The sequence below is a fragment of the Actinomycetospora endophytica genome (assembly GCF_021026375.1).
GTDB classification, from domain to species: domain Bacteria; phylum Actinomycetota; class Actinomycetes; order Mycobacteriales; family Pseudonocardiaceae; genus Actinomycetospora; species Actinomycetospora endophytica.
Genome location: NZ_JAJNDB010000001.1, coordinates 1954471 through 1979656, shown reverse-complemented (window position 1 = coordinate 1979656; position 25186 = coordinate 1954471). Strand labels below are relative to the sequence as shown.

At 72.7% G+C, this 25186-nt stretch carries 21 protein-coding genes and 2 pseudogenes; 11 read left to right on the top strand and 12 right to left on the bottom strand.

Features of this window, described 5'->3' with window-relative positions; translation table 11 throughout:
* Positions 1 to 788: 788 nt before the first annotated feature.
* From LQ327_RS09695 to LQ327_RS09670, 6 genes are all read left to right on the top strand, one after another.
* The gene (locus tag LQ327_RS09695) at positions 789 to 1514 is read left to right on the top strand and encodes a TetR family transcriptional regulator (RefSeq protein ID WP_230731991.1); all 726 of its coding nucleotides are present in this window, start codon (positions 789 to 791) and stop codon (positions 1512 to 1514) included.
* A 543-nt stretch (positions 1515 to 2057) separates the two neighbouring features.
* Positions 2058 to 2765, top strand: coding sequence for a winged helix-turn-helix transcriptional regulator (locus tag LQ327_RS09690; RefSeq protein WP_308286271.1), 708 nt, complete (start codon positions 2058 to 2060; stop codon positions 2763 to 2765).
* Positions 2766 to 3141: 376 nt separating this feature from the next.
* A complete protein-coding gene (locus LQ327_RS09685) occupies positions 3142 to 4521 on the top strand; it encodes an ammonium transporter (protein ID WP_230733206.1) in 1380 nt (459 codons plus the stop codon).
* Between the two features lie 3 nt (positions 4522 to 4524).
* On the top strand, positions 4525 to 4863 hold the full coding sequence (locus tag LQ327_RS09680) for a P-II family nitrogen regulator (protein WP_230731987.1): 339 nt from the start codon (positions 4525 to 4527) through the stop codon (positions 4861 to 4863).
* A gap of 76 nt (positions 4864 to 4939) precedes the next feature.
* On the top strand, positions 4940 to 6877 hold the full coding sequence (locus LQ327_RS09675; RefSeq protein WP_230731984.1) for a [protein-PII] uridylyltransferase family protein: 1938 nt from the start codon (positions 4940 to 4942) through the stop codon (positions 6875 to 6877).
* A gap of 504 nt (positions 6878 to 7381) precedes the next feature.
* The gene (locus LQ327_RS09670; RefSeq protein ID WP_230731981.1) at positions 7382 to 7951 is read left to right on the top strand and encodes a bifunctional nuclease family protein; all 570 of its coding nucleotides are present in this window, start codon (positions 7382 to 7384) and stop codon (positions 7949 to 7951) included.
* A 257-nt stretch (positions 7952 to 8208) separates the two neighbouring features.
* Here LQ327_RS09670 and LQ327_RS09665 read toward each other — a convergent pair.
* Both LQ327_RS09665 and LQ327_RS09660 read right to left on the bottom strand, forming a co-directional pair.
* Positions 8209 to 8412, bottom strand: a pseudogene (locus tag LQ327_RS09665) (response regulator transcription factor); the annotation flags it as partial.
* Positions 8413 to 8840: 428 nt separating this feature from the next.
* Positions 8841 to 9224, bottom strand: coding sequence for a hypothetical protein (locus LQ327_RS09660; protein WP_230731979.1), 384 nt, complete (start codon positions 9222 to 9224; stop codon positions 8841 to 8843).
* A 303-nt stretch (positions 9225 to 9527) separates the two neighbouring features.
* Between LQ327_RS09660 and LQ327_RS09655 the strand changes: the two genes are divergently transcribed.
* Positions 9528 to 9674: a hypothetical protein gene (locus tag LQ327_RS09655; protein WP_230731977.1), complete on the top strand. Its 147-nt coding sequence runs from the start codon at positions 9528 to 9530 to the stop codon at positions 9672 to 9674.
* A 145-nt stretch (positions 9675 to 9819) separates the two neighbouring features.
* Here LQ327_RS09655 and mihF read toward each other — a convergent pair whose 3' ends face one another.
* A complete protein-coding gene (gene mihF, locus LQ327_RS09650) occupies positions 9820 to 10131 on the bottom strand; it encodes an integration host factor, actinobacterial type (RefSeq protein ID WP_230731976.1) in 312 nt (103 codons plus the stop codon).
* A 182-nt stretch (positions 10132 to 10313) separates the two neighbouring features.
* Here mihF and LQ327_RS09645 point away from each other — a divergent pair, with 182 nt between their 5' ends.
* On the top strand, positions 10314 to 10736 hold the full coding sequence (locus LQ327_RS09645) for a hypothetical protein (protein ID WP_230731975.1): 423 nt from the start codon (positions 10314 to 10316) through the stop codon (positions 10734 to 10736).
* Here LQ327_RS09645 and LQ327_RS09640 read toward each other — a convergent pair.
* The 9 genes from LQ327_RS09640 to LQ327_RS09600 all read right to left on the bottom strand — a co-directional run bounded on the left by LQ327_RS09640 (position 10721) and on the right by LQ327_RS09600 (position 23281).
* On the bottom strand, positions 10721 to 11938 hold the full coding sequence (locus tag LQ327_RS09640) for an oligosaccharide flippase family protein (RefSeq protein ID WP_230731974.1): 1218 nt from the start codon (positions 11936 to 11938) through the stop codon (positions 10721 to 10723). The genes LQ327_RS09645 and LQ327_RS09640 overlap by 16 nt on opposite strands.
* Positions 11935 to 12906, bottom strand: coding sequence for a glycosyltransferase family 4 protein (locus tag LQ327_RS09635; RefSeq protein ID WP_230731973.1), 972 nt, complete (start codon positions 12904 to 12906; stop codon positions 11935 to 11937). Before LQ327_RS09635 ends, LQ327_RS09640 begins: the two co-directional genes overlap by 4 nt.
* A complete protein-coding gene (locus tag LQ327_RS09630; protein WP_230731971.1) occupies positions 12903 to 14213 on the bottom strand; it encodes a hypothetical protein in 1311 nt (436 codons plus the stop codon). The genes LQ327_RS09635 and LQ327_RS09630 overlap by 4 nt, the downstream gene beginning before the upstream one ends.
* Positions 14214 to 14224: 11 nt before the next feature.
* Positions 14225 to 15391 carry a glycosyltransferase gene (locus LQ327_RS09625; protein WP_230731967.1) on the bottom strand — a complete coding sequence of 389 codons (1167 nt, stop codon included), beginning with the start codon at positions 15389 to 15391 and terminating at the stop codon, positions 14225 to 14227.
* The gene (locus tag LQ327_RS09620; RefSeq protein WP_230731966.1) at positions 15388 to 16926 is read right to left on the bottom strand and encodes a tyrosine-protein kinase domain-containing protein; all 1539 of its coding nucleotides are present in this window, start codon (positions 16924 to 16926) and stop codon (positions 15388 to 15390) included. Before LQ327_RS09620 ends, LQ327_RS09625 begins: the two co-directional genes overlap by 4 nt.
* Positions 16916 to 18250 carry a sugar transferase gene (locus LQ327_RS09615; RefSeq protein WP_230731963.1) on the bottom strand — a complete coding sequence of 445 codons (1335 nt, stop codon included), beginning with the start codon at positions 18248 to 18250 and terminating at the stop codon, positions 16916 to 16918. Before LQ327_RS09615 ends, LQ327_RS09620 begins: the two co-directional genes overlap by 11 nt.
* A gap of 287 nt (positions 18251 to 18537) precedes the next feature.
* Positions 18538 to 20424 (bottom strand): putative bifunctional diguanylate cyclase/phosphodiesterase, encoded by a 1887-nt coding sequence (locus LQ327_RS09610; protein WP_230733205.1) that lies wholly within the window; start codon positions 20422 to 20424, stop codon positions 18538 to 18540.
* Positions 20425 to 20456: 32 nt separating this feature from the next.
* Entirely contained in the window at positions 20457 to 22568 is a 2112-nt protein-coding gene (locus tag LQ327_RS09605; RefSeq protein WP_230731961.1) for an Rv1355c family protein, read from the bottom strand.
* On the bottom strand, positions 22565 to 23281 hold the full coding sequence (locus tag LQ327_RS09600; RefSeq protein ID WP_230731960.1) for a hypothetical protein: 717 nt from the start codon (positions 23279 to 23281) through the stop codon (positions 22565 to 22567). The genes LQ327_RS09605 and LQ327_RS09600 overlap by 4 nt, the downstream gene beginning before the upstream one ends.
* A gap of 586 nt (positions 23282 to 23867) precedes the next feature.
* Between LQ327_RS09600 and LQ327_RS09595 the strand changes: the two are divergent.
* The 3 genes and pseudogenes from LQ327_RS09595 to LQ327_RS09585 form a co-directional block, all read left to right on the top strand.
* Positions 23868 to 24299, top strand: a pseudogene (locus LQ327_RS09595) (cupin domain-containing protein); the annotation flags it as partial.
* A 59-nt stretch (positions 24300 to 24358) separates the two neighbouring features.
* On the top strand, positions 24359 to 24634 hold the full coding sequence (locus LQ327_RS09590) for a hypothetical protein (RefSeq protein ID WP_230731952.1): 276 nt from the start codon (positions 24359 to 24361) through the stop codon (positions 24632 to 24634).
* Complete coding sequence (locus tag LQ327_RS09585; protein WP_230731950.1) at positions 24550 to 24870, top strand: ester cyclase; 321 nt, start codon at positions 24550 to 24552, stop codon at positions 24868 to 24870. The genes LQ327_RS09590 and LQ327_RS09585 overlap by 85 nt, the downstream gene beginning before the upstream one ends.
* Positions 24871 to 25186: the final 316 nt, after the last annotated feature.

Below are 25186 nucleotides of genomic sequence, written 5' to 3'. Positions count from 1 at the left end.
GGCGTGGATCGGCCGGGCAGCCCTGGATCTCGGGGCCCGGTTGGCCGACACTGCCATGCTGTGACCGGATCGCCGAGCGCGCGGCGCAGCCGGGATGCCCCGCGGGTGGTGCTGCGGCAGGTGGGAGATCGCGACCGTGCTGCTGATCATCGCGGCGGTTGCCACGTGGGCGGCGATCGTCTGGCTAGTACATGACCTTACCGTCTCGGGCTGAGCGCACCGGGGCCCGCCCCGATCCGGCCGACCGGCGCCGCACCGGCCGTCGGAGTCAGGGCTCCGACGGACTGGAACCCGCGGCAACCGAGTCGGACCGACTGAAAGCCGACTCCGGCCCGCCCAGGCCGCTTGGACGGCCCGTCCCTCGGCCTGATCCGGTGCCGCGTCCCGATCCGGCTGTCCCCTCGCCGAAGTGATTGACCCCGCGGCGTAGCGATACCACGCTGATGCTCGACGAGGAGCCGGTGTCTGGTCGGGAGGCGAACCCTGCCTGCCGACGCATCGCGGCCCCGGTCTCCCTGTCGCCGGTGCTGCGGTGGCCATGCTCGGCCGCGGCGCTGTCGGGCCGGGCGCGGGGACCCGGCGCCGGGGCCGCGCGGGTTGGTGACGCTTCCATCGCAGATACTCCGGCTCCAAGCCCCGCGCCCGGCTCAGCGTGTCCGCCGTGCCGCGCTCGACCCCGGCCCGGCGCGGTCGGAAGCCACCGCCCCGGCGCCTGGTGCCTGGCCCGGGGCCAGGCACCCCTCGACCGCCCAGATCTCAACGCTCGGCCTAGGGAAAGCACCCCACCGATGACCAGCCCGCGCCCCGCCCACGCCCCACCCGGCCCCCGGAGCGGTCCCCCGCCCGGGCGTGGTCGCCCGAACCGGCAACAGCAGCGCGCCGCGGCCACCCGCCACGCCATGCTGGTCGCTGCTGGCGAGCAATTTGCCGCGCAGGGGTATCACGGCACCAGCCTTAACGACCTGCTCAGCCAGGCGCCGGGCAGCAAAGGCGCGCTGTATTTCCACTTCCCCTCCAAACACGACGTGGCCGCCGCGCTGGTCGAGGCCATGATCACCACCTGGGAGCACGTCGTACCCGCCGCGGAACGCAACGCGCCGGACCCGCTGCACGCCCTGATCGCGGTCACCGACGTCGTCGTGGCCCGCCTCGGCGACCCGATCGTGCGCGGCGCCGCTCGGGTGCTGCGCGACCAGGTCCTCGAGACCCCCACCCTCGCCGAGCTCAGCGCCGGCTGGGAAGCCGACCTCGCTCGGCTGCTCACCCTCGCCGACCAGCAGCATCTGCTCACCCCCACGGTCGACCCGCGGTGGGCCGCGCACGAACTCGTGGCAAGCCTCGCCGGCCGGGCCACCCTGCTCGAGTCCCTGACCCCGCCGCAGCAGCTCTGGGACCAGATGAACCATTTCTGGACCGGATTCCTCCCGCTCATCGCCACCCCGGCCTGGCACCACAGCTGGGACATCACCCGCTGGCTCAACCGCCCCCACCCACCCACCGGCCTGCACCAATAACCAGACGCCCCGCCGGGGCCCCCGGATCCGGCGGAGATCACGAACCGGCCAGCAACGGGCCAAGGGCCAACCTGCGCCGGAGTTCGGCCTCGACGGCCCACGGGCGGCTGCAACCATCCCCCGGTGGCGTGCGGGCCGGCCACGGCGCCGCGACGAACTGCCTGGCCGCACTCGGCGGGGAGCCGGCCAGTGCGCTGAACACCAGCAGATGAGCGCCCGCGTTGCACGGCAGCCGGCACCGGATCGCGTTTCCTATTGCTCGCTCTCCGGCGCGCTGGTGGGAATTGCGAATCCGAAGTGGGAGGACAGCGGTGGCGCGCGGCCCGACGCGTCCGGCGACCCTACGCAACGTCAACGCGGCCAGGCCGTGCTCATGCACGAGGGCTCACGCGGCCTTGAGGAATGGCCTCCTGCCTTCTGTAGTTCGGCAGCCAGATGAGGCACGGCCTCGGGCGGCCGCAGCCGGGAGGCCTGGTCGAGGTTGGATAGCTCTCTCGCTGAACGGCTATTATGGCCTGGCCGCCGGTCCGGAGGGAGCCAGGCGTGGAGCTGCTGTTGGTGACTGCGGACCCGGAACCGTCGTCGGTGCTGCCGTCTCTGGCCCTGCTCCCCCACCGACTCAAGACTGTGACCCCGAAGGTCGCGACCGCACTCCAGGCGGGCGCCCACGACGCGGTGCTCGTCGACGCCCGCTACGACCTCGCCGCCGCCCGCAGCCGCTGCTACCGGCTGGGCTCCAGGGACCTGGGGGTGCCGCTCGTCGCGATCCTGACCGAGGGCGGCCTGGTGACCGTGTCGCTGCAGTGGCGGGTCGACGAGGTGCTGCTCGAGGATGCCGGGGCAGCCGAGATCGATGCCCGGCTACGCCTGCTTCGCCCCTCGCCCGCCCCCCATGACAACAGGGCCGACGGGCCGCTGGAGCGCGGCGACCTCGTGATCGACCAGGCGAGATACACCGCGCGGCTGCGCGGCCGCCCGCTCGAGCTGACCTACAAGGAGTTCGAGCTGTTGACCTTTCTCGCCCAGCACCCCGGCCGCGTCTTCACCCGGCCCCAGCTGCTGCAGCAGATCTGGGGCTACGACTTCTTCGGCGGCGCCCGCACCGTCGACGTCCACGTCCGGCGACTGCGCGCCAAGCTCGGCTCCGAGCACGAGCAGTTGATCAGCACCGTGCGCAACGTCGGCTACACGTTTATCCAACCCAAACATGGAGGGCTCGACCTCACGCCACAGACCGATGACGATCCGTAACTCCGCACCCTAGGTCTCCAGACGACAAGAGCCGTCGGGAAAAAGGCATCTGCCGGAGATCGAGGACTGATTGTCCAGCGGAGCGCTGATCTCAGATTTCTATCTCGGCGTTGAATCTCCGTCACGACTTAGACCGACAAGACCGACTCGCGGAAGCCAGACAACGGGGTCGATCAGGCTTACCCAGAACGACGACCATTAAAGCCCCTTTTGACGGGACCATCCGGTTTTCGGCACGCCGGGCGGCGGGCGCGCAGAGTGCCCTGCACCGGTAAGAAACACGTTTAACAGCACGGTAATGGGCCGTGACACTGGCGGAAACCTCGCGCTCTCACCGTGTGCGCCCACCGATCCCGACCTGGCCGTGGAGGGTGATGTGATCAATTCGGGAGATACCGCGTGGGTGTTGGCCAGCGCGGCGCTGGTGATGTTGATGACGCCGGGCCTGGCATTCTTCTACGGCGGCATGGTCCGCTCGCGAAGCGTCCTGAACATGTTGATGATGAACTTCATGTGCCTGGCCGTGGTCAGTGTGCTGTGGGTGCTCTACGGCTACTCGGAGGCGTTCGGGACCAGCGCCAATTCCCTGAACCTGTTCGGCGATCTCGAGCACGCCGGGATGGCCTCGGTGATCGGGAACACCATCACCTCGGCCCCGGGACACACGATCCCGATGTTCGCCTATGTGATGTTCCAGCTGATGTTCGCGGTCATCACCCCGGCGCTGATCTCGGGGGCGATCGCCGACCGCGCCAGGTTCTGGGGCTGGACGGTGTTCGTGGCGCTGTGGGTGACCATCGTGTACTTCCCGGTGGCGCACTGGGTGTTCGCGTTCGACGGTTACGCCAACGCGGTGACCGGCGGCCCGGCCGCGGGCGGCTGGATCGCCAACACCCTCAAGGCCGAGGACTTCGCCGGCGGCACCGCGGTGCATATCAACGCCGGCGCGGCCGCACTGGCGCTGTGTCTGGTGCTGGGCCGCCGGCGGGGCTGGCCGCGCAGCTCGTCCCGGCCGCACAACGTGCCGTTCATCCTGCTCGGGGCCAGCCTGCTGTGGTTCGGCTGGTACGGCTTCAACGCCGGTTCGGCGCTCTCGGCCACCGACACCGCCGGGCTGGCGTTCACCAACACCACCGCCGCCACCGCGATCGCGGTCATCGCCTGGCTGATCGTCGAGCAGGTCCGCGACGGCAAGCCGACCACGTTCGGGGCCGCCTCCGGCGCGGTGGCCGGGCTGGTGGCCATCACCCCAGCGTGCGCCTACGTCAACACCATGGGCGCGCTGGTCGTCGGGCTGTTCGCCGGGGCACTGTGCGCTATGGCGGTCGGCCTGAAGTTCCGGTTCGGGTTCGACGACTCGCTCGACGTCGTCGGGGTCCACCTGGTCGGCGGCATCATCGGCACGCTGCTGATTGGGTTCTTCGGCACCTCGTCCACCGGCACCACCGGCGCCGCGGACGGCCTGTTCTACGGCGGCGGGGCGAGCCAGCTGTGGCGCCAGGCGGTCGCGGCCGGTTCGGTGCTGGTGTACTCGTTCGTGATCGCGCTGATCCTCGGTTTCCTGATCAACAAGACGATCGGTTTCCGGGTTTCTGAGGAAGAGGAATCGGCTGGCATCGACGAGGCCGAGCACGCCGAGACCGGCTACGACTTCACCGGCCTGTTCGCCGGCGGAGGTGCCCTCGAGCAGGCCATCGGCCACCCACCCCAGCAGGCGGCGCCGCCCGCTGGCGCCCCGACCGGTCAGGAGGGCTGAGCGATGCAGATGGTGACCGCGATCGTCAAACCGTTCATGCTGGAGGACGTCAAGAGCGCCCTGGAGCGGCTCGGCGTGGTGGGCATGACCGTCTCCGAAGTCCAGGGCTATGGCCGCCAGAAAGGCCACACCGAGGTTTACCGCGGCGCGGAGTACTCGGTGGACTTCATCCCCAAGGTCCGCATCGACGTGCTGACCGGCGACGAGATGGTCGACAAGGTCGTCGAGGCGATCGCCCACGCCGCCCGCACCGGCAAGATCGGGGACGGCAAGGTCTGGACCACCCCGGTCGAGACCGTGGTCCGGGTGCGCACCGGCGAACGCGGGCCCGACGCCCTCTAGCAACACCAGCCGCGGTCCGGCCCTCCGGCGGTCCCGCCGGAGGGCCGGACCCGATGACCTGGCGGGGGGCCTGGACATGGCCGCTGCGAGCTCGGGGCCCGACCCATCGAGGTCGGCCGAGGCGCTGCTGCGTGCCCGGTCGCGGCTGCTCTGCCCGCCGCACGGATCGCGACGGCTGGGGCCGGAGGCGCTGCGCACCGCGCTGGTCGATCTCCACGAACTGTGGCTCTCGTCGCGGGCCGCGGATGCCAGGATCGGCCCCGGCACCGCGGTGGTGGCCCTCGGCGGGCTCGCCCGCCGCGACCTGGTGCCCCACTCCGGTCTCGATCTGCTGCTGGTCTACGACCCGCGCCAGTCGGGGCTCGACCCGGCCACCAGCCTGCGCATCGGCCAGGCGCTGTGGGGCCCGCTGCGCGAGCCCGGCATCGGCGGACACCACGCCGTGTCGACCGTCGGCGAAACCGTGCAGGCCGCGATCAGCGACCCCCGCGACGGGATGGGCCTACTCGCGGCCCGCGCGATCGCCGGGGACCCCGACCTCGTCACTCATCTAATCCGCGTGGCCCGCAACACCTGGCGGGACCGCCTGCGAAGCCACTTCGACGAGTTGGCCGCCGAGATCCGGGCACGGTGGGCCGGCGCCGGAAACCTCGCCCAGCGCGTCGAACCGGAGCTGAACAACAGCCACGGCGGGCTGCGCGACATCCACCTGCTCAACGCGCTGGCCACCGCCGAGCTCACCGAACAGCCCGCCGCCGAGGTGACCCAGGCCAACGCGTTGATCCTCGATGTCCGTACCGAACTGCGCCGCCGCTCCGGCCGCGCCCGCGACACCCTGCCCGCCCAGGACGCCGAGCAGGTCGCCCACGACCTCGGCCTGGCCGACCGCGTCGAACTGACCCGCCGACTCTCCGACGCCGGCGCCGCCGTCGCCTCCGCCACCGCCGCGGCCCTACGGGCGGCCCGCCCAGGCCTGCCGCGCCCCACATCGGCCGCCGCGGGCCGCCCGTCGCCGTGCCGCCGGCCCGACCACGGCGTCATCGAGCACAGCGGCGAAATCACCCTCGACGGCCACACCCGACCCGGCCGCGACCCCGTCCTGATCCTGCGGGTGGCCGCCACCGCCGCCCGCACCCGCCTGCCCATCGACCGCGGCACCCTGCATCGGCTTGCCGAGCAAGCCCCGGAGCTCCGCGCCCCCTGGCCGGCCGCCGCCCTCGCCTACCTCCAGACCCTGCTAGGCAGCGGCCCAGCCATGATCAATGTGGTCCAGACGCTGGACGTCGCCGGGCTCTGGGCGCGCCTGCTGCCCGAGTGGGGGGCCATCCGCCACCTGGCACCCCCCGACCCGGCCCACGTCTGGACCGTCGACCGGCACCAGCTCGAGGTCTGCGCCCACGCCGCCGCGCTCACCGCCCGGGTCTCCCGACCCGACCTACTGCTGCTCGGGGCCCTGCTACATGACATCGGACGAGGCCACCCCCGCCGCAATCCTCCGACCACCCACCACTGCCACCACGGCGCCCTGCTCACCGGCCAGATCGGGCACCGGCTCGGACTCAGCCCCGCCGACCTCGCCGCCCTGACCGCGATGGTGCGCCACCACCAACTGCTGCCCCACACCGCGACCAACCACAACCCCACAGACCCGGCCACCGCCCACCACGTCGTCGACACCCTCGACGGCGACCCGATCCTGCTCGAGCTGCTGCACGCCCTGACCGAGGCCGACGCCCGCGGCACCGCCCCCCGAACCTGGACCACGTGGCGCGCCACGCTCATCAACGACCTAGTCCGCCACTGCCAACAAGCCATGCCCACCGCACCGCCACGAGACCGACATCCAAGCGACCAACCGGGGGACGGCGGCTTCCGTCGACCCGGGCATCTCCAAGGCCCATCCCCACTAGAGGAACTCACCCACTCGACCGGCAGTCGATTCATACTCGATGAAGCCGAAGAGGACGGCCTCAGAGACAGCCCACCACCGCGCGACGGGTCGACCCCGACATAAAGCCGACTTATCGGCGAAGCCGGGACGTGAAGGCTCGCGGCCCCAGCTCCCTCGGCGAGGACCCGAGGGAGCTGTCGACCCGGCGATGCCCCGAAGGCGCATAGGACAGTCTCCGTCGTCGGGGACGGTGGTCGCGCCAGCATCAGACGAGACCCGCGACGGCGAGCTCACCGCATCCCCGCATTTCATTGGCAACGCAAACGACTCCCACCACCACAGCCTTTCTCGGACAACTGTTCGAGCTGCCACAACCAGCGGATCAAAGGGATTCCAGTACCCGCCACCTGGGGCCTCTACCAGCAACTACGGCAAGCGTGCCTGCGGCTTCGACCGTCGCAGGACAAAGGAGTTGACGTTGTTTCGTCCCCCACGACCCGCACCACGGAGCCTTCGAAGCTCCGGCCCCGGGACGCGGCGGGGCCGGCTCGTGAGTGCTGCCGGGCCGCCGCGAGACACGCTCAGTGCCACGGTGCCATCCGCGAAGGGAAGGCGGATGATGGCGGGGTGGGTGAAGGCGGCGCCGAGGACCGCGAGGCGACGCTGCTCGGGATCGGCATTGACCCCGCCAGCGGCGCCCCGTTGATGGTGCTGCGCGAACGCGGCGGGGCCCGGCGGGCGGTCCCGATTTGGATCGGCCCGGCCGAGGCCCAACAGATCGCCCTGGTGGTCGGCCGGGAACGCCCGCGGCGGCCGCTGACCCACCAACTGTTGATCGACGTGGTCGCCGCCCTCGGGCAGCGCCTCACCCACGTCCGGATCTGCGGGCTGGCCGAGGGCACGTTCCTGGCCGAGGTGGCACTCGCCGGCGGCGCCCGGGTCAGCGCCCGGCCCAGTGACGCGGTGCCGGTAGCGCTGGCCGCGGCGATACCGATCTACCTCGCCACGGCGGTCCTCGACGTGGCCGCCATGCCCCTCGAGCGCATCGCCGACGGTGAATTCGCCGACCCCGCCCCCAGTCCTGAGCTAGCCGGTGCGGCCGAGATCGACGCCCACGCCGCGGCACTGCGCCGCTGGCTGGACACCACCTCCCCGGCGGACTTCGACCGCCCACCCGGCAACGACGACCCCCACTAGCCGCCGCAGACGGCCCCGAAGTGACACGCCAAGGTCGGCTCGGTCGTTCGGATCGCGAACGATCAGCGCGGTCCGCGGTAATGCAGGGACGCGACGGCCGCCCGCGGACAGACCCTCCCCGACGAGGTCCGCGATGACGCCCCGGGCGACCACGCCCCGGCGTGCTGACGTCGGCCTCGGTGCGCCGCTAGCGATACCTGCGCGCGTGACGCGCGGCCGTCGGCAACACCGCGAGCTCGGTGCTGGTGGGCCGGGCGTTAGCTGATGACACCGGCGCGCAGCGCCATCGCCACCAGGTGCGCCCGATCGCCGCACCGGACCTCGTGAACACTACGGAACTTGTGCCCAATGCGGACCAAATGCGACTTCACCGTGAACGGGGAGAGCCCCAGCGCTTCACCGATCTCCCGGTTGCTCAGCCCTTCGGCGACCCGCGCCAGGATCTGCGCCTCGCGCGGCGAGAACATCCCGGCCAGCTGCCTCGCCGGCCGGGATCCGGCCTGCGATTCCGCGCCGACCCCGAGATCCTCGCCGCACATCACCAGGTCATCCAACCCCGTCCGGCGCGCCACCAGGGCGGAGAGCCGCACGGGCACCCGATCGAACGACCCCGGATCCACCCTTGACCCGGCGGTGGCATCGCGCCGACCCTCATGGGCCGCCACTCCGCTGATCACGTGAGTCCGCCCTGGATCGGCGGGACCCCGCACGATCTCCTTTCAGCGACCGGTAACCGCCTCGGTCGAGCCGGCGAAGGCGAGAACCGGGCGGGATGGATTGGCAGGGGTGTGACGGGGCCTGAGCGACTCAAGGAGCTGTCGCCGACACCACCAGGAAGAGACGACGATGTTCTGACGGTGCCCCGATTCGGGGTCTCCCGACCTGGTAGTCATGGCTCGGGGGGTTGGAGGTCGGCGGGGTAGTTGCCGTGCTCGCTGTAGTGCTCGACGACGCGGGCCCGGTCTTCGGCGGTGAGGCTGTCGAACCACGCTTTGTACCGGGTGCGGTCGGCGGCGGCGCGTTGGGCGACGGCGTGGACGCGCTCCGGGGCCGGCGGCTGCCAGCCTGCGCTGCGCAGGCTGGCGACGATCTTGCGGGCGATCGGCCACGGCGCGGTGGATCCCCAGGACTCCAACGCGTCCACCCGACCCCGGCGCTCGGCGGCGATCCCGTCGCGCACCGTGAGAATGCTCGCCACCCGGCTGACCGCAACCTCGGTGGTGTCCTCATCCGCATAAGCCGCCGCCGCGAGCGGGTCAATCTCCTCGGGCATCAGTCCTCTACTTCCCCACCTTGCCGCCTGGGCGCAGTGTCCCATCAAGATCCTGCCGGGGGATCCCCGAGGCGCGTGGAACAGCGGATCCCGGTGAGAACGCAAAAAGATGTCGACATCGGTGGTTGCGGCGCACTGGTCAGCACCGCCGACGTTACCGGCGCCCGGGCCAGGACTGATCTACCGAGCCGGGCGCGGCCATGAAGATGGGCGAGCTCGCGATCACTGGACCTCGCGGCCCCTGGCGGGGATCGGCCGAGCAGCTCTGGATCCCGGGGCCCGGTTGGCCGACACTGCCATGCCGTGACCGGATGGCCGAGCGCGTGGCGCGAGCATGACGACGTGGTGCGGCGGTGGGAAATCGCGACCGTGCTGCTGCTGGTCTCTGCGGCCTTTGCCGCGTCAGCGGCAATCGTCTGGCTACTGCTCGACCTGACCTTCTCGGGCTGAGCGGAACCGGGCCCGCCGCGATCCGGCTGTCCCGTCACCGAAGTGATCTCAAGAGGGCCACAGTGGGCTGCCGAGTCGGGCCCGGTGATCTTCAGCCGACCACCGTCCGGCCGGACCCCTGCGGTCGTGATCCGGGCGCCGCATGTCAGCTGAGAGCGGTGAGCAGCGCCTCGCGCTGGCGGCTTCCGAGGCCACCGGCGCGACGGCCCCCGGTGATGCCCACGCCCTCCAGCAGGGCCTCGGTCTTGGCGGGTCCGTAGCCAGGTATCGCCCGGACCAGCTGGGACACCTTGACCTTGCCGACCACCGGGTCGGAGTGGGCCCGCTGCAGCACCGAGCGGATCGTCTCTTCGCCGCTGCTGATCCTGGCCAGCAACGCCATGCGGGCCCGGCGGGCTTCCCGCGCCTTGGCCAGGGCGGCTTCCCGCTGCTCCGGGGTCAACGTCGGAGGTGCCATGCGAAATCTCCACCAGCTCAGGCGGCGGACCACGATGGGATCCGCGCGGTCATCGTCGACCCATTCTGGCCCGGGCACGGCCAGCACCGCCTCGGCCGGACCGGGGTACCTGGCACCCGACGCCAACGCCGGATCGCGACGTCGCGCTCCTGGCACAGTCGCCGCACCGGACACCCCGACCGGTGTACCGGCCCGCGCCAGCGACACCAGCACCGGCGGGCCCGCGGGCGGCCCACACCGATCACCAGCCGACGCTCTACGGCGACCCGGAGCAGTTCGCGTTCGAGATGGCCACCATCACCGCCGGGCCGCTGCAACTGGCCCGGCTGCAGCACTCCATGGGCTTCGTCGGCCCCTCGGCGCCGGCCGAGGGCACGCTGATCGCGATGGCCCCGCTCGAAGGCACCCGGATGCAGTTGACCTCGGGCCGCGACGAGGCGGCCGCCCCGGTGATACTCGCCCCGACCTGGGCGGCGTTCACCGGCCACTGGGACAACGTCGTGCTGGCCACCGCCACCCTCGACGAAACCTGGGTAGCCCGGCTGGGCGCCGAGCTGACCGGGCTCGCCAAACGTGAGGGCAACAACACCTACGCCGTCGCGTGAACCGCGCGCGCGGTGGCGTCGCTGCGCCCGGCCTCGCGCTGCACGACGACCAGGCACGCTGCGTAGCTGGCGGTCTCGGCGATCGCGTACACCAGGCAGGTCGTGACGAAGTCTCGGGTCAGCAGCCCGGCGCCGACCACCGCCAGGACTGCCGCCAGGGCGCGCAGGGTCTGGAGCCGGAAGAACACCGTCTGCCGATCGACCATGATCAGCAGCGGGGTGAGGGGGCCCGCGGTGATCTGCAGGGCGAACGGCACCGCGAGGATCGCGGTCACCGTGCCCACGGTGGCGTACTGCTCCCCCAGCAACGTCGCGGCCCAGCGGGGAGCGAGCACCATCAGGGGGACGGCGACGGCCGACGCCAACGCGCCCAGCGCCGCCGTCTGGCGCAGCACCGCGCGGCGCAGCTGCCCGTCGCGGGCGCGCACGTGCGGCGCGAGCAGGCTCTGCGCGACCTGCCCGAGCGCCTGGCCGATCAGGGAGGTGGGGGCGCCCGCGATGCGTTGGGCGAGGCCGACGTACCCGGCGGCCACCACCCCAAAGAACGGGGTGGCCAGCAGGGTCATCGTCTGCATCGACAGCACCCAGATCGACTGGGCGCCGACCGCCGGGAGCGAGCCGCGCAGGGAGACGCTCCCGGTCCGTTCCCCCGGGGTCGTCGAGGCGCGGGTGAGCCCGATCGCCGCCAGGCGCCCCACGAGCACGGCGACGCCGAGCGCCACCGCCGACCCGAGCAGCAGCGCCGCAGCGATCTGGAGTCCCGCGCCCAGCACGCCGCTGAGCAGGTTGCGCGCGGCGAGCGCCGAGCGCCGCTGGGCGCGGATCAGCACGGCGTTGTCGAGCACGGTGCCGGCGTAGGCGCCGAGCAGGAGCGCGGTGGTCAGGGCGGTCTCCGCCGTGTCCCAAGACGCCGCGAGCGCACCCCCGAGCGCGACCGCCCCGCACAGCGCGGTCGTTGCGGTCAGCATCGCGAACCCGACCCGTCGCAGCGCCGCTACCTCCGCCGGCGACGCCGCCACCGGGATCCGGAACTCGTGGCACCAGGTGGCCGCGGGCTGCGCGACGACGGCGATCGCCGACGCGAGCTGGAACAGGCCGACCTCGGTGGGGTCCATCAGGCGCGTGAGCACCGGGACGGCGACGACCAGGCAGAGCTGGCCCAGCACCTGCCCGAGGAGGAGCCGAGCGAGTCCCGCCCTCACGCGAGCTTCCGTACCGCTCGCGCGAACCGGTCCCCCACCCGGTCCCAGTCGTACCGACCGGCCCAGGTCCCGGGCAAGTGCAGGGGTTCGCCGCGAACTGCCTTGTCCATCGCCTCGGCCCATTCCCGGTCGTCGGTCGAGCCGGTGACGGCGACGCCGCTGCCCGCGGCGATCTCCGCGACCGGCGCGCAGCCCTCCCAGTACACGGCGCGGGTGCCGCAGGACATCGCCTCGAGTACGGGCAGCCCGAAGCCCTCGAGGGTCGAGGGCATCACGAGGGCCGCGCTGCCGCGGTAGAGCCGCGCGAGCTGGATGTCGGGCACGTCGTGGCGGATCTCGACGCGGTCGGTCACACCGGCGGAGGCGGCGAACCCGGCCATCGTCGCGGGGGCGGGGCCCACCACGACCATCCCCAGCTCCGGGCAGCGCGCCAGGGCCCGGAATACGACCTCCACGTTCTTGTGCACCTTGGCGTTGCTGACCAGTGCCAGCGTCGGGCGAGTGAACCGCTCCACCTCGCCGTCGCGGGTGAAGGCCGACGAGCAGCCGTTGCCGACGACGTCGACCCGGACCCGCGCCGCCGCGGGCCCGAGCCAGGACTCGATGGCCTCCCGGGAGGCGTCGGACACGGTGAGCACCCGGCCAGCCCGCGCGATCGCGGGGCGCAGGACTCGCTCGTAGTACTCGCGCTTGAGCCGCGAGCCGGTGTCGAGATGGATGAGGTCGTGGAGCGTGACCAGCTGCGGTGCCCGGGAGAGCCCGGCGTTGGGGCCGGGGCTGACGACCAGGTCCCGCGACGTGGCCCGCAGCCTGCCCGGCCGCAGGCAGTCCAGCGGGGTGCTCGCCGAGCCGTGCACCGGCAACCGCCGCACGGGGCCGGACACGCGGGCAGGCAACCGGGAGAGGACCTCGCGGGCGAACCGCGCGATGCCGTGGTTGCCGGTGCGTCGGTCGTCGACGTAGATCATTCCGTTGTCCCCCCGAGCGGGATCGCGAGAGCGTGCGGGCGCAGGCGCAGCAGGGAAAGGGCGAGGGCTCCGCCGAGGACGGCCACCAGGAGGAACACCACGATCCCCTGGCTGAACAGGTAGGTGCGCCACGACTCGGCGGCGCCGTAGCCGACGACGCCGCACGCGCTCGCCACCACCGAGCGGTAGCGACCCAGGACGCCCAGCAGCAGACCGACCGCCCCGGTGGTCACCGCGAGCGCCAGCAAGCCCCCGAAGCCGTAGTCGGACAGGACGTCGGCGAACGCGGAGTTGGTGGTCAGGGTGTCGCCGACGTCGACGGTCGAGGCGTACCGCTCGCCACCGCGCGGCAGCGAGGCACTGGAGACCGTGAACTCCTCGCCCTGGGCGTGACGGGCCGCGGCGTCGTCGGTGGTCTGTTCGGTGTCGTCCGGTCCGCGCAGGAACGTCGGTATCCACATCCGGGCGCCGTGGGCGGCGCTGTACTGCTGCGGGTAGCGGCCGGCGGCGATGGCGTCCGCGACGCCCATCGAGACCTGGAAGGGCGCGCCCAGGTAGGTCAGCAGCTGGTACCCGTTGGCCGCGAGCGGACTGTCCACACCCGCGGCGGTGTAGTAGTTCTCGTTGCGCAGCGAGTTGAGCAGGGTGAGTGCGGCGAAGACGAGGACCACGACCAGGGCCACCGCCCGCCACCGCACGCGCGCCTGCGGCCGCCGGGAGACGTGAAGGAAGACGAACACCACCACCGCCATCAGCACCGCCAGCCGGGACGCGAACAGGGCGTCGACCCCGAGCAGCACCACACCCGACGCGGCCTCGACGCCCCCCAGGAGCCCGCGACGCCACAGGTGGATCCCCATCGGCGCGGCGACCGCGGTCGCGTAGCGCAGGGTGGCCGCCCCGGCCTCGCCGCCGAGCGCCGACTTCAGGTCGTTGCCGGTGTGACCGGCGAGCGCCGCGGCGATGTCGACGGTCGCCGCCGTCCGGACCACCGAGTAGCCGATACCCACAGCCGCCAGGAGCCAGACCAGCCGAAACAGCCGCCGCTCGAGGACGGGGTCGTCGTCGAACCGGGAGAGCGCGGGGAGCCGCGGCAGGCCGGCGCCGCAGCGGTGACCCAGCACGATCAGCCCGGTGCACAGCAGGTACCAGCCCGCGAGCATCGCGAGCCCGCCGAAGGTCACCTCCGAGCGGTGGGAGAACCCGCGCAGCGCGGCCGACGTGCCCGGCACCGACCACGCCGCAGCGCTGAGGAACACGGGACCGAGCAGCAGGACCGCCGGGTGCAGGAGCTGACGCAGGCGCACGGGCAGGGGGGTCAGGGGGCGGAGACGGCCTCGACGACCGTGGAGGTCATCGCGTCGTCGAACAGCCGGGAGTCGAACCGTCGGGCGTGGTCGGCCACGGTGGCCCGGTGCCGGGAGCACGCGGTCTCGACGGCCTCCCGCAACGACGCCGGCGACGCCGCGTCGAACACCGCCCCCACCGGCCGTCCGGCGAGGGTCTCGGGTGCCCCGCCCTCGACGTTGACCACGGCCGGGGTACCGGTCGCCATCGCCTCCACCGGCATGATCCCGAAATCCTCGACGGGCGGGAACACGAACACCGTCGCGCGCTGGTAGAGGCTGTAGAGCAGGGCGTCGGACGGGTCGACGACGACGTGCACCGGCACCCGGGCGGGGGCCGCCGCGGCGCGCAGCGCCTCCTCCTCGGGTCCGCCGCCGGCGATGACGACGGGCAGGTCGACGGCCTCGCCCGCCCGGATCACAAGGTCGAGCCGCTTGTAGGGGATGAACCGCGACGCCCCCAGGACGAACTCGGACGGCAGGCCGTCCGAGACCGCGGCCTCCGGCCCGTCCAGGCGGCCCCGCCAGTCCCGCACCGACGCGATGCGTTCCACCTCGACCGGCGGGTGGATGACGTGGGCCTCGCGGCTCCAGGTCCGGGCGATGCGCCGGGCGACGAAGTGGCTGTTGGCGACGAGGGTGTGGGCCTCGGCGGCCCGGCGCCGGTCGAGCGCGCGCAGCCAGGGGCTGGCCGCGCGCGCGAGCGCGCCGTCGCCCCGGGCGTCCAGCTCGGGCTCCCACACGTAGCGCGCCGGGGTGTGGACGTAGAGGATCTTGCGCATTCCCGGCGCGCAGGAGAACCGCACGTGGTGGGCGAAGCTGTGGGTACTCACGACCGCCCAGTCGTAGGTTCCGTGCATCTGGTGGGCCCAGACCAGCGGGGTGAGCGGGAGGGCGAGCGCCTTGTGGTGACGCAGCGGCGTCCGGGCCAGCCAGGTCTCCCGGACCTGGCGATCCGGGTACCGGTTCCCCCGGTCGTCCCACAGGCATAGGACGTCGGCGCGGGGGAAGTCGGCGACGATGCGGTCGAAGACTTGCTCGGAGCCACCGGCCGGGGCGAGCCACTCGTGCACCAGGAGGCCGTGCCCGGGCAGCTGGGCGGCCCGGGCCGACGGCAGCGGGTGGGCGTATCCGGTCACGGGTTCCTTCTCTCCAGGCCTACGCCATGGCCGGTCTCCCGCGGGGCTGACGCGCCGCGGTGGGCGAGCCGCTCGTGGTCGACGAGCTGGTGTCCCGGCGGGTGGGGCGGCGCCGGGCGCGTGACCGTCGGGGCCGGCGCCGAGGTGGCGGCAGGGAGGTTCCCGTAGCCGACCGCGTCGGTGGGCGCCGAGCGGGCCGGGGCCATCGTGAGCACGACGCCGAGGCCCCGGGCGGACACTGAGTGCAGGGCCTCGACGGATTGCGATAGCTCGGCGCGGGAGGTCCGGCCCCAGCGGCAGACGAGTAGGACACCGTCGACGAGGGGCGCCACGGCCGCGGTGTCGCTGACGGTCAACAGCGGCGCGGTGTCGACGACGACGTGGTCGAAGCGCTCCCCGGCCTCCGCCACGAGGCGCGCCATCCGGTCGGAGGCGAGCAGCTCGCCCGGGTTCGGTACGAGCGGCCCGCTGGCCAGCACCGCCGCGCCGGGCTCGGTGGGCTGGATCGCGTCGGCGAGGTCGAGCCGGCCGGCCAGGACGTCGGTGAGGCCCACCGCCCGCGGCAGCCCGAAGCGCTCGGCGACGGCCGGGCGCCGCAGGTCCGCCTCGACGAGCAGTACGCGGCTCCCGCCCCGGGCGAGCGCGACGGCGAGGTCGCAGGCGAGCGTCGTCTTGCCCTCGGCGGGCGCCGAGCTCGCGACCGCGAGGATCCGCGGTGGGGCGTCGACGTCGAGGTACTGCAGGTTGGTGCGCAACCGCCGGACCGCGTCGGCGGTGGGCGAGCTCGGCGTATCGCGGGCCGGGACGAAGGTGTCCGCCGTGCCCGCGCGGTCGGTGTACGTCGTCGCCAGCAGCGGCAGACCCGTGACCGCCCGCACCGAGCCGGCCGACGTGACCGAGGTGTCGGTCGCGTTCCGGAGCAGCGCCAGGAAGATCCCCGCGACCACGCCGGCGAGTAGCCCGAACGCGACGGGGACCGGCCAGGCGGGGGAGGTGACCTCCGCGCCGTCCGCGGGTTCGACGACGCGCACGACGACCGGCGGCACCGCCCCCGCACGCAGCGGGAGTTCCAGCTCGCTCACCGCCCCGGGGAACACCTGGCCGACGGCGTTCGCGATCCGGACCGATTCGCCCGGATCGTGGGTGGCCACCGTGACGTCGAGCAGCACCGAGTCCTGCTCGCTCGAGGCGGTGATGTCCTTGGCCAGCTCGTCCGGTGTGGTGTCCAGGCCGAGCTGCGCGATCACGGCCTTGGTCACCCTCGGGCGGGTGACCAGCTCGACGTAGGAGATCACGCGGGCCTGGGAGAGCTGGGCGCCCTGGTAGGCCTGGGTCGCGTCGCCGTCGTCCTGCGCGGCCACATACATCGAGATCTGCGCGGTGTAGGTGGGAGGCACCAGGACGGCGACCAGCACCCCGCCCAGCAGCCCGAGGACGACACCGAGGACGACCCACCGCGCCCGGGCCCGCAGGACCCGGACGTGGTCCAGCACCGTCGTCGCCGTCCCGTCGGGCGTCGGCTGCTCACCGTCCACGGGCACCCAGCACCTCCGCGACGGTCCGGAGCAGCACCTTGACGTCGAGCCACAGCGACCAGTTCTCGATGTAGTAGTTGTCGAACCGGGCCCGGTCGGCGATCGGGGTGTCGCCCCGCAGGCCACTGACCTGCGCGAGCCCGGTCATGCCCACGGAGACGCGGTGCCGCGTCGGGTAGTCGACGTAGCGACCGGAGAACTGCTCGACGAAGTGTGGCCGCTCGGGCCGGGGGCCGACGAGCGCCATGTCCCCGCGCACTACGTTCCAGAGCTGGGGCAGCTCGTCGAGCGACGTGCGGCGCAGGATCCGGCCGACGGGACCGATCCGGTCGTCCTGGGCGACGTTCCACTGCGTGGCGGACTCCTCGGTGGATCGCGGGGTCATCGAGCGGAACTTGAGGCAGGCGAAGTGCTGCCCGTCGCGTCCCACCCGCTCCTGGCGGAAGATCACGCCCGGTCCGCCCTCGATGCGGACGGCCAGGGCGCAGAGCAGCAGCAGCGGCGACAGCGCGACCAATGCCGTAGCCGCGAGCAGCCCGCCGAGGATGCGCTTGATCACGTGGGTCACGCCGTTGAGGGCAGGGGTGCGGATCCGCAGGATCGGGATGGAGCCGATGTGGTCGGCCGTGCCCGTCTGGGTGTGCAGCGAGTAGAGCCGGGGCACGACCAGCAGGTCGCACGCGACGCAGTCGGGCTGGCGCAGGAGGCGCAGGAGCTCGAGGTCGCTGCGGTTCCCGCCGGTGACGAGCAGGACGTCGACCCCGTGCGCCGCGACGGCCTCTCCCAGCATGGAGACCGGCCCGAGGTGGGGGACGACGAACGACGCCTCGCAGCGCTCGCCATCGTCGACGAACCCGATGACGTCGAGGCCGTAGCGGCGGTGGCGCCGCAGGAGGGTCGCGAGCTCGGCCGCCGTCACCCCGCCGCCGACCAGGATGGTCCGGTGGGCGATCAGCATGCGGCGCCGCGCCGCCAGGATGATCGCGGTCGAGACGAAGCGCCCCACGACGACGCCCAGCAACACGTGCGCGGCGAGGAACAGGACCACCGCTCCGGCGTCGTCCCCGGCGGTGTTCGCCAGGGGGTCGACGGCGACGAACCAGACCGCGCGCAGCGTGACGACGACGGCGATGACCATGAGCAGGCGAGCGATGATGGTGGGGAGTTCGTCCAGCACGCTCAGGTGCAGCTTGGCGCGGTAGCGCCCGCCGGTCGAGAAGCCCAGCACCGTGAGCACGGCCGTCACCGCGAGCGTGGTCGCGAACCGGGGCATCCACAGCGCCGAGAGCATGATCATGAGCGCGTCGACCGGAAGGACGAGCATCCAGGCCTGCAGTCCCCGCCGGGACCACCGACCGCTCGGGCTCGGTTCCCGGGGCGGTGCCGGGGCATCGGGCCGCGCGGCCGTGTCCTCCGCGTTCCCCGACCACACCGCCCAGTCGACGTTCTCGACCACCTGTTCGCCCCCCGATCGCCGATCCGCCGAGGGTCGATGACGAGCATCCGGTCGGCGGCACTGCTTCCGGTGGGGGGACGGCCCCCTGGCGGGAGTCTGACGGCGCGTCGTGGCCATTCACTCCATCTGGGCATCGAAGATCGCAGCCCGACGGCCTACCCGGCCTGGGCGCGCGGTGAGCGCAGCGACGAGACCGGGCCCCGTTCCGGTGCCCGCGCCAGCAGCTCGAGGATCCGGTCCCCGGAGACAGGTGGGGAGAAGAGGAACCCCTGGGCGACCCGGCAGCCCATCTCGAGCAGGACCGCCCGGGCCGTCTCGCTCTCCACACCCTCGGCAATCAGTTCCAGACCGTAGGCGTCGGCGAGGGCGATGATCGACCGGACGATCGCCAGATCGCCCGCGTCCTCCCCGAGCTCGCGCACGAAGCCACGATCGATCTTGAGGATGCTGACCGGGAAGGCCTTGAGCTGGGCGAGCGAGCTGTAGCCCGTGCCGAAGTCGTCGATCGCGACCGAGACCCCCAGCTCGCGGAGGCCGCGCAGGGTCTGCAGGGCCGCGGCGTCGTCACTGACCACGGTGTGCTCGGTGACCTCGAGGATCAGCTCGCGGCCCGACATTGCGTTGCTCCGCAGGACCCGCTCGACGGTGTCGACGAAGTCGACGGCGATGAGCTGGACGGGTGAGACGTTCACCGACAGCGCGAAGTCGGGCGCGGTGTCGGGGCCGAGGGCGTCGCGCCAGCCCGCGAACTGACGGCACGCCTCCTCGAGCACCCAGGTGCCCAGTTCGCCCGCGAGGTTGGTGGCCTCGGCGACGCCGACGAACAGCTCAGGGGTGACCTCCCCCAGCGTCGGGTGACGCCACCGCACGAGGGCCTCGACCCCGATCGTGCGTCCCGACCGGAGCTCCACCACGGGCTGGAAGGCCACGGCGAGGGAGTGCTCGCGGATCGCCGAGAGCAGGTTCATCTCGACGGCGACGCGCATCTGCTCGCGCGCCTCCATCTCCGCGGTGAACAGGACGACGTTGTTGCCGCCGCGGCTCTTGGCGACGAGCACCGCCTGGTCGGCGCTGCGGAGCCACTCGGTGAGGCTCACCTCCGACGGCTCGGCGACCGCGATCCCGACGCTGACGGTCCGGCCCAGCGCCTGACCACCGAGCTGGATCGGGGCGACCATGGCGTGCTGCACCCGGCCCGCGATCACGCGGGCCCGCGTCTCGTCGGCCCGCCCGGCAACTGAGACCACGAACTCGTCCCCGCCGAGGCGGGCGACGACGTCCGCGGCGTCGACCGCCGCGCGCAGGCGCTCGGCGACCGCGGCGATGAACCGGTCGCCGGCCTCATGGCCGAGGAAGTCGTTCATCGCCTTGAGCCGGTCGAGGTCGATGAACAGCAGCGCCCGCGGCCCGCGCTCCCCCGCGTCGAGCAGCTCCCGCAGGTGCGTCATCAGCGCGCGGCGGTTGGGCAGGCCGGTCAGCTCGTCGTGGTGGGCGATGTAGCGCAGCTGGTCCTCGGCGAGCATGCGCCCCTGCATCTGGGCGAACAGCAGCGCGATCGTCCGCAGCGCCCGGAGCTCGTCCTCGCCCCACCCCCGGTCCCCGAACTTGATGAACCCCAGCGCCCCGGTGGTGCTCCCCCCGGCGCGCAGCGGGACGACGGCGAGCGAGGTGCTCTCGACACCCGAGCCGCTGCGGATCCGCTCCTGGTAGTCCGGGGACTCCGACGGCCGGATCACCATGATGTCGGCGAGGTGCTCGCTCGCCGCGAACGTCGGATCGGCGGTCTCGAACGGGATGACCCCGAGCGGGTCCGGGTCGGGGACGTCCTGCCGGGGCGGCCACTCCGCGACGAGCACCGTCGCTCGCTGCGCGTCGTCGTGGAAGCGCAGGAAGCTCAGGTCGACCCCGAAGTACTCGACGAGCGAGCGCAGCACGATCTCCGCGGCCGGCCTCAGTCCCGCCGAGTCGACACCCATGAGCGTCGTGGCGACGGCCGTGACGAGCTCGTCGAGGTTGGACGGCCCATCACCCTGCGGATGCATCACCTGACGCAGGGTAGCCGACACACGGCCGATCAGGCAGTTCTGAGAATCTCCCCGATCGAACGACGGCGGCTGCGGACGGGGACGGCGTCGGTGTGGCTCAGTCGCAGCACGAGCGCGATCGTCTCGCCCTCGTCCAGGCCGACGGTCGCTCGGAAGCGGGCCTGCAGCTCGCCGAGCTCGGCGGCGTACCGGTCCGAGAGCTCTCGCAGGTCGTCGGGCACGACGGCGAACAAGAAGGCCGGCGAGACCGGGTGCACGGCGAGCCCCCGGGCCTGCGCCTCGACCCAAGTCGCCTCGACCGCCGCGCCGCCGCGCACGAAGTCCGCCGGGCACGTGCCCGGGACCGACATGACGGCCAGCGCCGAGCTCGAGACCACCCGGTCGTGGGTGTCCTCGGCCAGGGCCGTGCCGCGGTCCCATTCGGCCAGCAGAGCCATCACCTCGGGTCGGCGCGCGATGGCCAGCTTGGCCTGGTCCGCGGCGTCCAGGCCGAGGGCGGTGACGTCGATCCCGACGGGTGCCGGCCCGGCGTCGGGCCACACCAGCTCGTCGAACATCTCCCGGTGCAGCCGCGGGGTGAGGAAGCGGATCCGGTCGGCCGCCCCGATCACCTCGGCGGCGGCGCGCAGCCGGTGGCCGGGCGCGACCAGGTGCAGCGAGGCGCCCTCCTCCGCGGCCACCTGCTGCAGCGCCTCCTCCGCCGCGGCCTCGAGCGGGCGGGAGCGTCCGCGGGCGCGGTCGGTGGCGCGGGTCAGGACCCCCGGATGGCGGGCGGCCAGCCGCTCGTCGTGGCCGGTGCCGAAGCGCAGAGTCGCCACCAGGTCGGGACGGCCGGGGTCGGGGAAGACCGCGACCGGACCGAGCGCCCCCGCGGCCGCGGCGGCGGTGCGGGCGTTGAACAGCGCGGCCCCCAGCGCGACGTAGCTGCCGCGATGGTCGACGTCCATCGTCGTCGTGCGCTCGCGATCGAGCAGCAGGCGCACCTCGTCGGCGTCCGATTCGACGTGCCACGGCTGGACGTTTCCCCCGGAGGGCGCGCGGCGCACGGCTTCGAGGACGGCCGGCGTCGCCGAGTGCGCGGGCGCCGGCACCGGCGCCGGCGGAACCGGGGCCGCCGGCCGATCCGGCGCGGTGCCCGGGCCGCAGACCGCGTCGCCCAGATCGTCGAGGGCCTCGTCGAGGTCGATCCGCACCCGCCCGGACCCCAAGGGTCGCCCGAGCCCGAGGCGCCGCACCGCCGCCGCGACGGTCGCCGCGCCGAGCGCGACCTCCCCGCAGAGCTGGGGCCACGTCGACAGGGTGCGGCCGACCTCGACCATCGAGGCCGCGATCCGCGGGGAGAGGTCCGCGGCACCGAGGATCCGCATGACGTGGGTGACCTTGTCCGCGGTGGCGAGCCCACACAGGCGCTCGGAGTCGAGCTCGCCGACGAGTCCGTGGAACAGCGGGCGGTCAGGCTCGGAGTCGAACCGTTCGACGTCGAGCAGACCGCGGTCGCTGGTGACCATGAGCACGGGGATCCCGCGCCGCCGCGCGCCCTCCCGCAACGCCACCTTGACGTCGAGCGAGTCCGCCTCCTCGACGAGGACGTCGAGCCCGTCGAGGAACTCGTCGAGCACCTCGTCCGTGACGCCCTGCGGGACCACCCGCACGTCGAGGTGGGGATCGAGCTCGGCGACCCGGCGGGCCGCGACGACCGCCTTGTTGACGCCGAGGTCGAGGACCGTAGCCGGGATGCGGTTGAGGTTCGAGACGTCGATCCCGTCGAAGTCGGCCAGCCGCAGCTGCCCGCACAGCCCCTCGAGCGCGAGGGTGTGGGCGACGGCATGCCCCACGCTCAGTCCCGCGACGCCGACCTGCAACCGCCGCAGCCGCGCCTGCTCCGCAGCAGTGATCTTGTTGCGGTTGCGGTCGAGCCGCAGCCGGGTGAACGCCTCGGGGCCGATGAGCCCGACGACGGTCCGCCGCCACGGGTAGAACGCCCAGACGTCCGGCTCCCGGTCGGGAACCTCCTCCCGCAGCTCCGCGAGGTCGGCACGCTGGGCGGCGCGCTGGTCGAGGACGACGACGTCCGTCCCGGCGCGCAGCGAGGCCAGACCGGCCTCGTCGAGCAGGACGGCCCGGTATGCCTCGGTGCTCATCTCGGTCCCGGCGCGGGGCGTGGCGACGGCACCCGCGCGTCGAGCAGCTGTGCCGTCTCGACGTCGATGGCGTGCTTCTCCTGCGCGGAGACCCCGGCCGGCCAGCCCCAGCGGTCCCAGAACATCAGATGGGTGCGGTAGCGGCCGTCGGGATAGCCGATCGGCGGGACGTCACGGGCCAGGACCGCCCCGGTCGAGGTCCAGAGCCGCTCCGTGTGCTCCGCCGTGGTGCCCAGGGCGTAGCGGGCACCAAGGATGGTCGAGGCCTGTACCGGGGCCCGCCCAAAGCAGGCGACGAGCGCGCGCCGGTCGGGCACGTCCGGCGCGACCCAGAGCCCCTTCGACTCGACGACGCCGAAGGGCAGCCGCTCCTCGATGAGCGCACGCACCCGGGGCTCACCGTCCCAGACGTGGAGGGCCTGCGCCTGGTCGGCCGTGGCGTAGGGGCCCTGGGCCCGCATCCCGCCGACGGGTTCGCCCTCGCGGGTCACGGCGACGAACACCAGCGAGGTATCCGCCTCGGTCACGTCCAGGGCCGCCTCGACGCCGTAGGAGCGGTACACCCGCTCCGCTCCCTCGAGATACGACCGCCACAGCTCCGGCCCCGCCGCCGGTGCGGTCACGAGGACGTGGTGAGCGGTCCCCGGCACCGCGTACCGCAGCTGGCGGCCCGCCGTCGCGGACCATCCGGGCTCAGCGAACCGGACGGACATGCCACCCCCGACCCTCCGGCGCCACAACCGTCTCCGATCATGGACGTCGGGAGCTCGTCCGAGCAGCCGCCGTTGCGGTGTGCTTCACGCGCCGGATCTCGCCCGCGTGCCGCGTTTCGCCATTCCCCCGATCACGTCGCGTGTGCGCCATCCGCCGGACAGCGACAATTCCTCCGGCGCCGGACGTTCGGCCCGCCGAGCGGAGTCACCGGGCCCGGGCGCGACCGCGCTGTCGGTGACGATCCCGCTCCGGGCGTTCTCCCCCACCACGTTGTGGCGCGCGTCGGCGCCGGTGGAACCGCCGATCGACGAGGCACCGCAGGGCTACGCACAGTTCGACTCCGGCGGTCGCCGAGAAGTTCGTCATCGACCCGCACGGCCTGGTCAAGGCCTAACCTCTCGAGATTCGCGGCCAGCACCGCCGACCCCGACGGCGATGCTGGCCGCGCGGCCGAGCCGGGCCGACCGACCCGGCGCCGTCGATCGGCATCGAAGTGATCACGGGTAGGGGATGTAGCCGGAGAACAAGCCGTGACCGAGCAAGACACCGAGCAGGACCGCCAGCACCGCCGCCCGCGGTCACGGCTCACCGATGATGGTCCACGCGAACGAGGACGAGGGCTATCTCGTCATCGACGGCGAGATCGAATGGCGGGCCGGCGACGACCCACCCCGGCGCTACGGCCCCGGCGCGCTGGCCTGGGCGCCGCGCGGAGTCGCCCACGGCTACACCGTGTCCTCGCCGACCGCGCGGTTCCTGTGCCAGACCACCCCCGCCGGCTTGGAGGGCTTCTTTCGCCAGGTCGGGGAGCCCACCGAGACCCACGACCTCCCGTCCGCGGGCACGGCCGACCAGGACGAGGCCGAGCGAGCAGTGGTCACTGTCACTGAGTACGGCGTCACGTCGTCGGTCCTCCGCCCGGGCTCCGATCCCGCAAGATCGATCGTCCTCGGCCACTTGACCAGCGGTCACCCGCGCTCCCACCCCCAGTACACCCGGTCACCGCGCCCGGCCTGACCCCGACCAGCCCACGGCCGATTCATCAGACACCACATGATCGACACCCTCGGAGCGGGATGACGATGGAGACCTTCGAGACCGACACCCACCGCGAGAACGACACCGCCGCACTGGTCCGAGGACGCCTCGAGGTGCTGTGGAACCACGGACGGCTCGAGGCCGTCGAGGACTTCTTCGGCGACGAGTTCTCCAACTTCGGGCGCCGTGGACCCGACGCCCACGCGCTCATCCGCGCGATCGTGACCGCGTGGCGCTCGGCGTTCCCGACCTGCAATACGAGATCGACGACGAGATCGTCCGCGGCGACACCGTGGTCCACCGGGTCACGCTGACCGGCACCCACACCGGGATCTTCCAGCACCCCGCCGTCGGGGCCCTCACCGCCAGCGGACGCTCGTTCGCGGTCGACCAGATCCACCTCCCCCGCGTGCGCGACGGACGCATCGTCGAACACTGGGGCACCCGCAACGACCTGGCCACGCTCCAACAGCTCGCAGCCCTGCCACCCCCAGCGACCGCCAACTCCATCACCGAGTCCGCCGGATGGCAGCGCCCGCCCAAGACGTGACCGGCCGCGACCCTCAATCCCGATCGGAGTTGTCATAAGCGGGTCCTATCGGCTGCGCTCGACCGGCGACTCCTCGTAAAGGAGAGCGGGCACTCACGTCGACGGGTCAGAGAGCCTGCTGAGCAGGATCGCGGTGGACCGCTCGCCGGGTTTCGAATGACGCGCGATGGGCCCGGCTGATCACAGTGCGGGCGCGCTCGAGCCTCGAGTACTAGGACGAGGCCACACAAGGACGACAACTCCCGACGAGCGCGACCGGCACCATGTCCGCAGCTCGGGGCCGTGCTCGGTCCCGACCACGTCGGAGAGATGCACT

Excerpts from the sequence above, each read along its gene's own strand:
- LQ327_RS09615 (WP_230731963.1), bottom strand. The coding sequence starts at position 18,250 with ATGCTCGTCCTTCCGGTCGACGCGCTCATGATCATGCTCTCGGCGCTG.
- LQ327_RS09675 (WP_230731984.1), top strand. The coding sequence starts at position 4,940 with ATGGCCGCTGCGAGCTCGGGGCCCGACCCATCGAGGTCGGCCGAGGCG.
- LQ327_RS09605 (WP_230731961.1), bottom strand. The coding sequence starts at position 22,568 with ATGAGCACCGAGGCATACCGGGCCGTCCTGCTCGACGAGGCCGGTCTG.
- mihF (WP_230731976.1), bottom strand. The coding sequence starts at position 10,131 with ATGGCACCTCCGACGTTGACCCCGGAGCAGCGGGAAGCCGCCCTGGCC.
- LQ327_RS09680 (WP_230731987.1), top strand. The coding sequence starts at position 4,525 with ATGCAGATGGTGACCGCGATCGTCAAACCGTTCATGCTGGAGGACGTC.
- LQ327_RS09590 (WP_230731952.1), top strand. The coding sequence starts at position 24,359 with ATGACGATGGAGACCTTCGAGACCGACACCCACCGCGAGAACGACACC.
- LQ327_RS09635 (WP_230731973.1), bottom strand. The coding sequence starts at position 12,906 with ATGATCTACGTCGACGACCGACGCACCGGCAACCACGGCATCGCGCGG.
- LQ327_RS09600 (WP_230731960.1), bottom strand. The coding sequence starts at position 23,281 with ATGTCCGTCCGGTTCGCTGAGCCCGGATGGTCCGCGACGGCGGGCCGC.
- LQ327_RS09660 (WP_230731979.1), bottom strand. The coding sequence starts at position 9,224 with ATGCCCGAGGAGATTGACCCGCTCGCGGCGGCGGCTTATGCGGATGAG.
- LQ327_RS09610 (WP_230733205.1), bottom strand. The coding sequence starts at position 20,424 with ATGCATCCGCAGGGTGATGGGCCGTCCAACCTCGACGAGCTCGTCACG.
- LQ327_RS09695 (WP_230731991.1), top strand. The coding sequence starts at position 789 with ATGACCAGCCCGCGCCCCGCCCACGCCCCACCCGGCCCCCGGAGCGGT.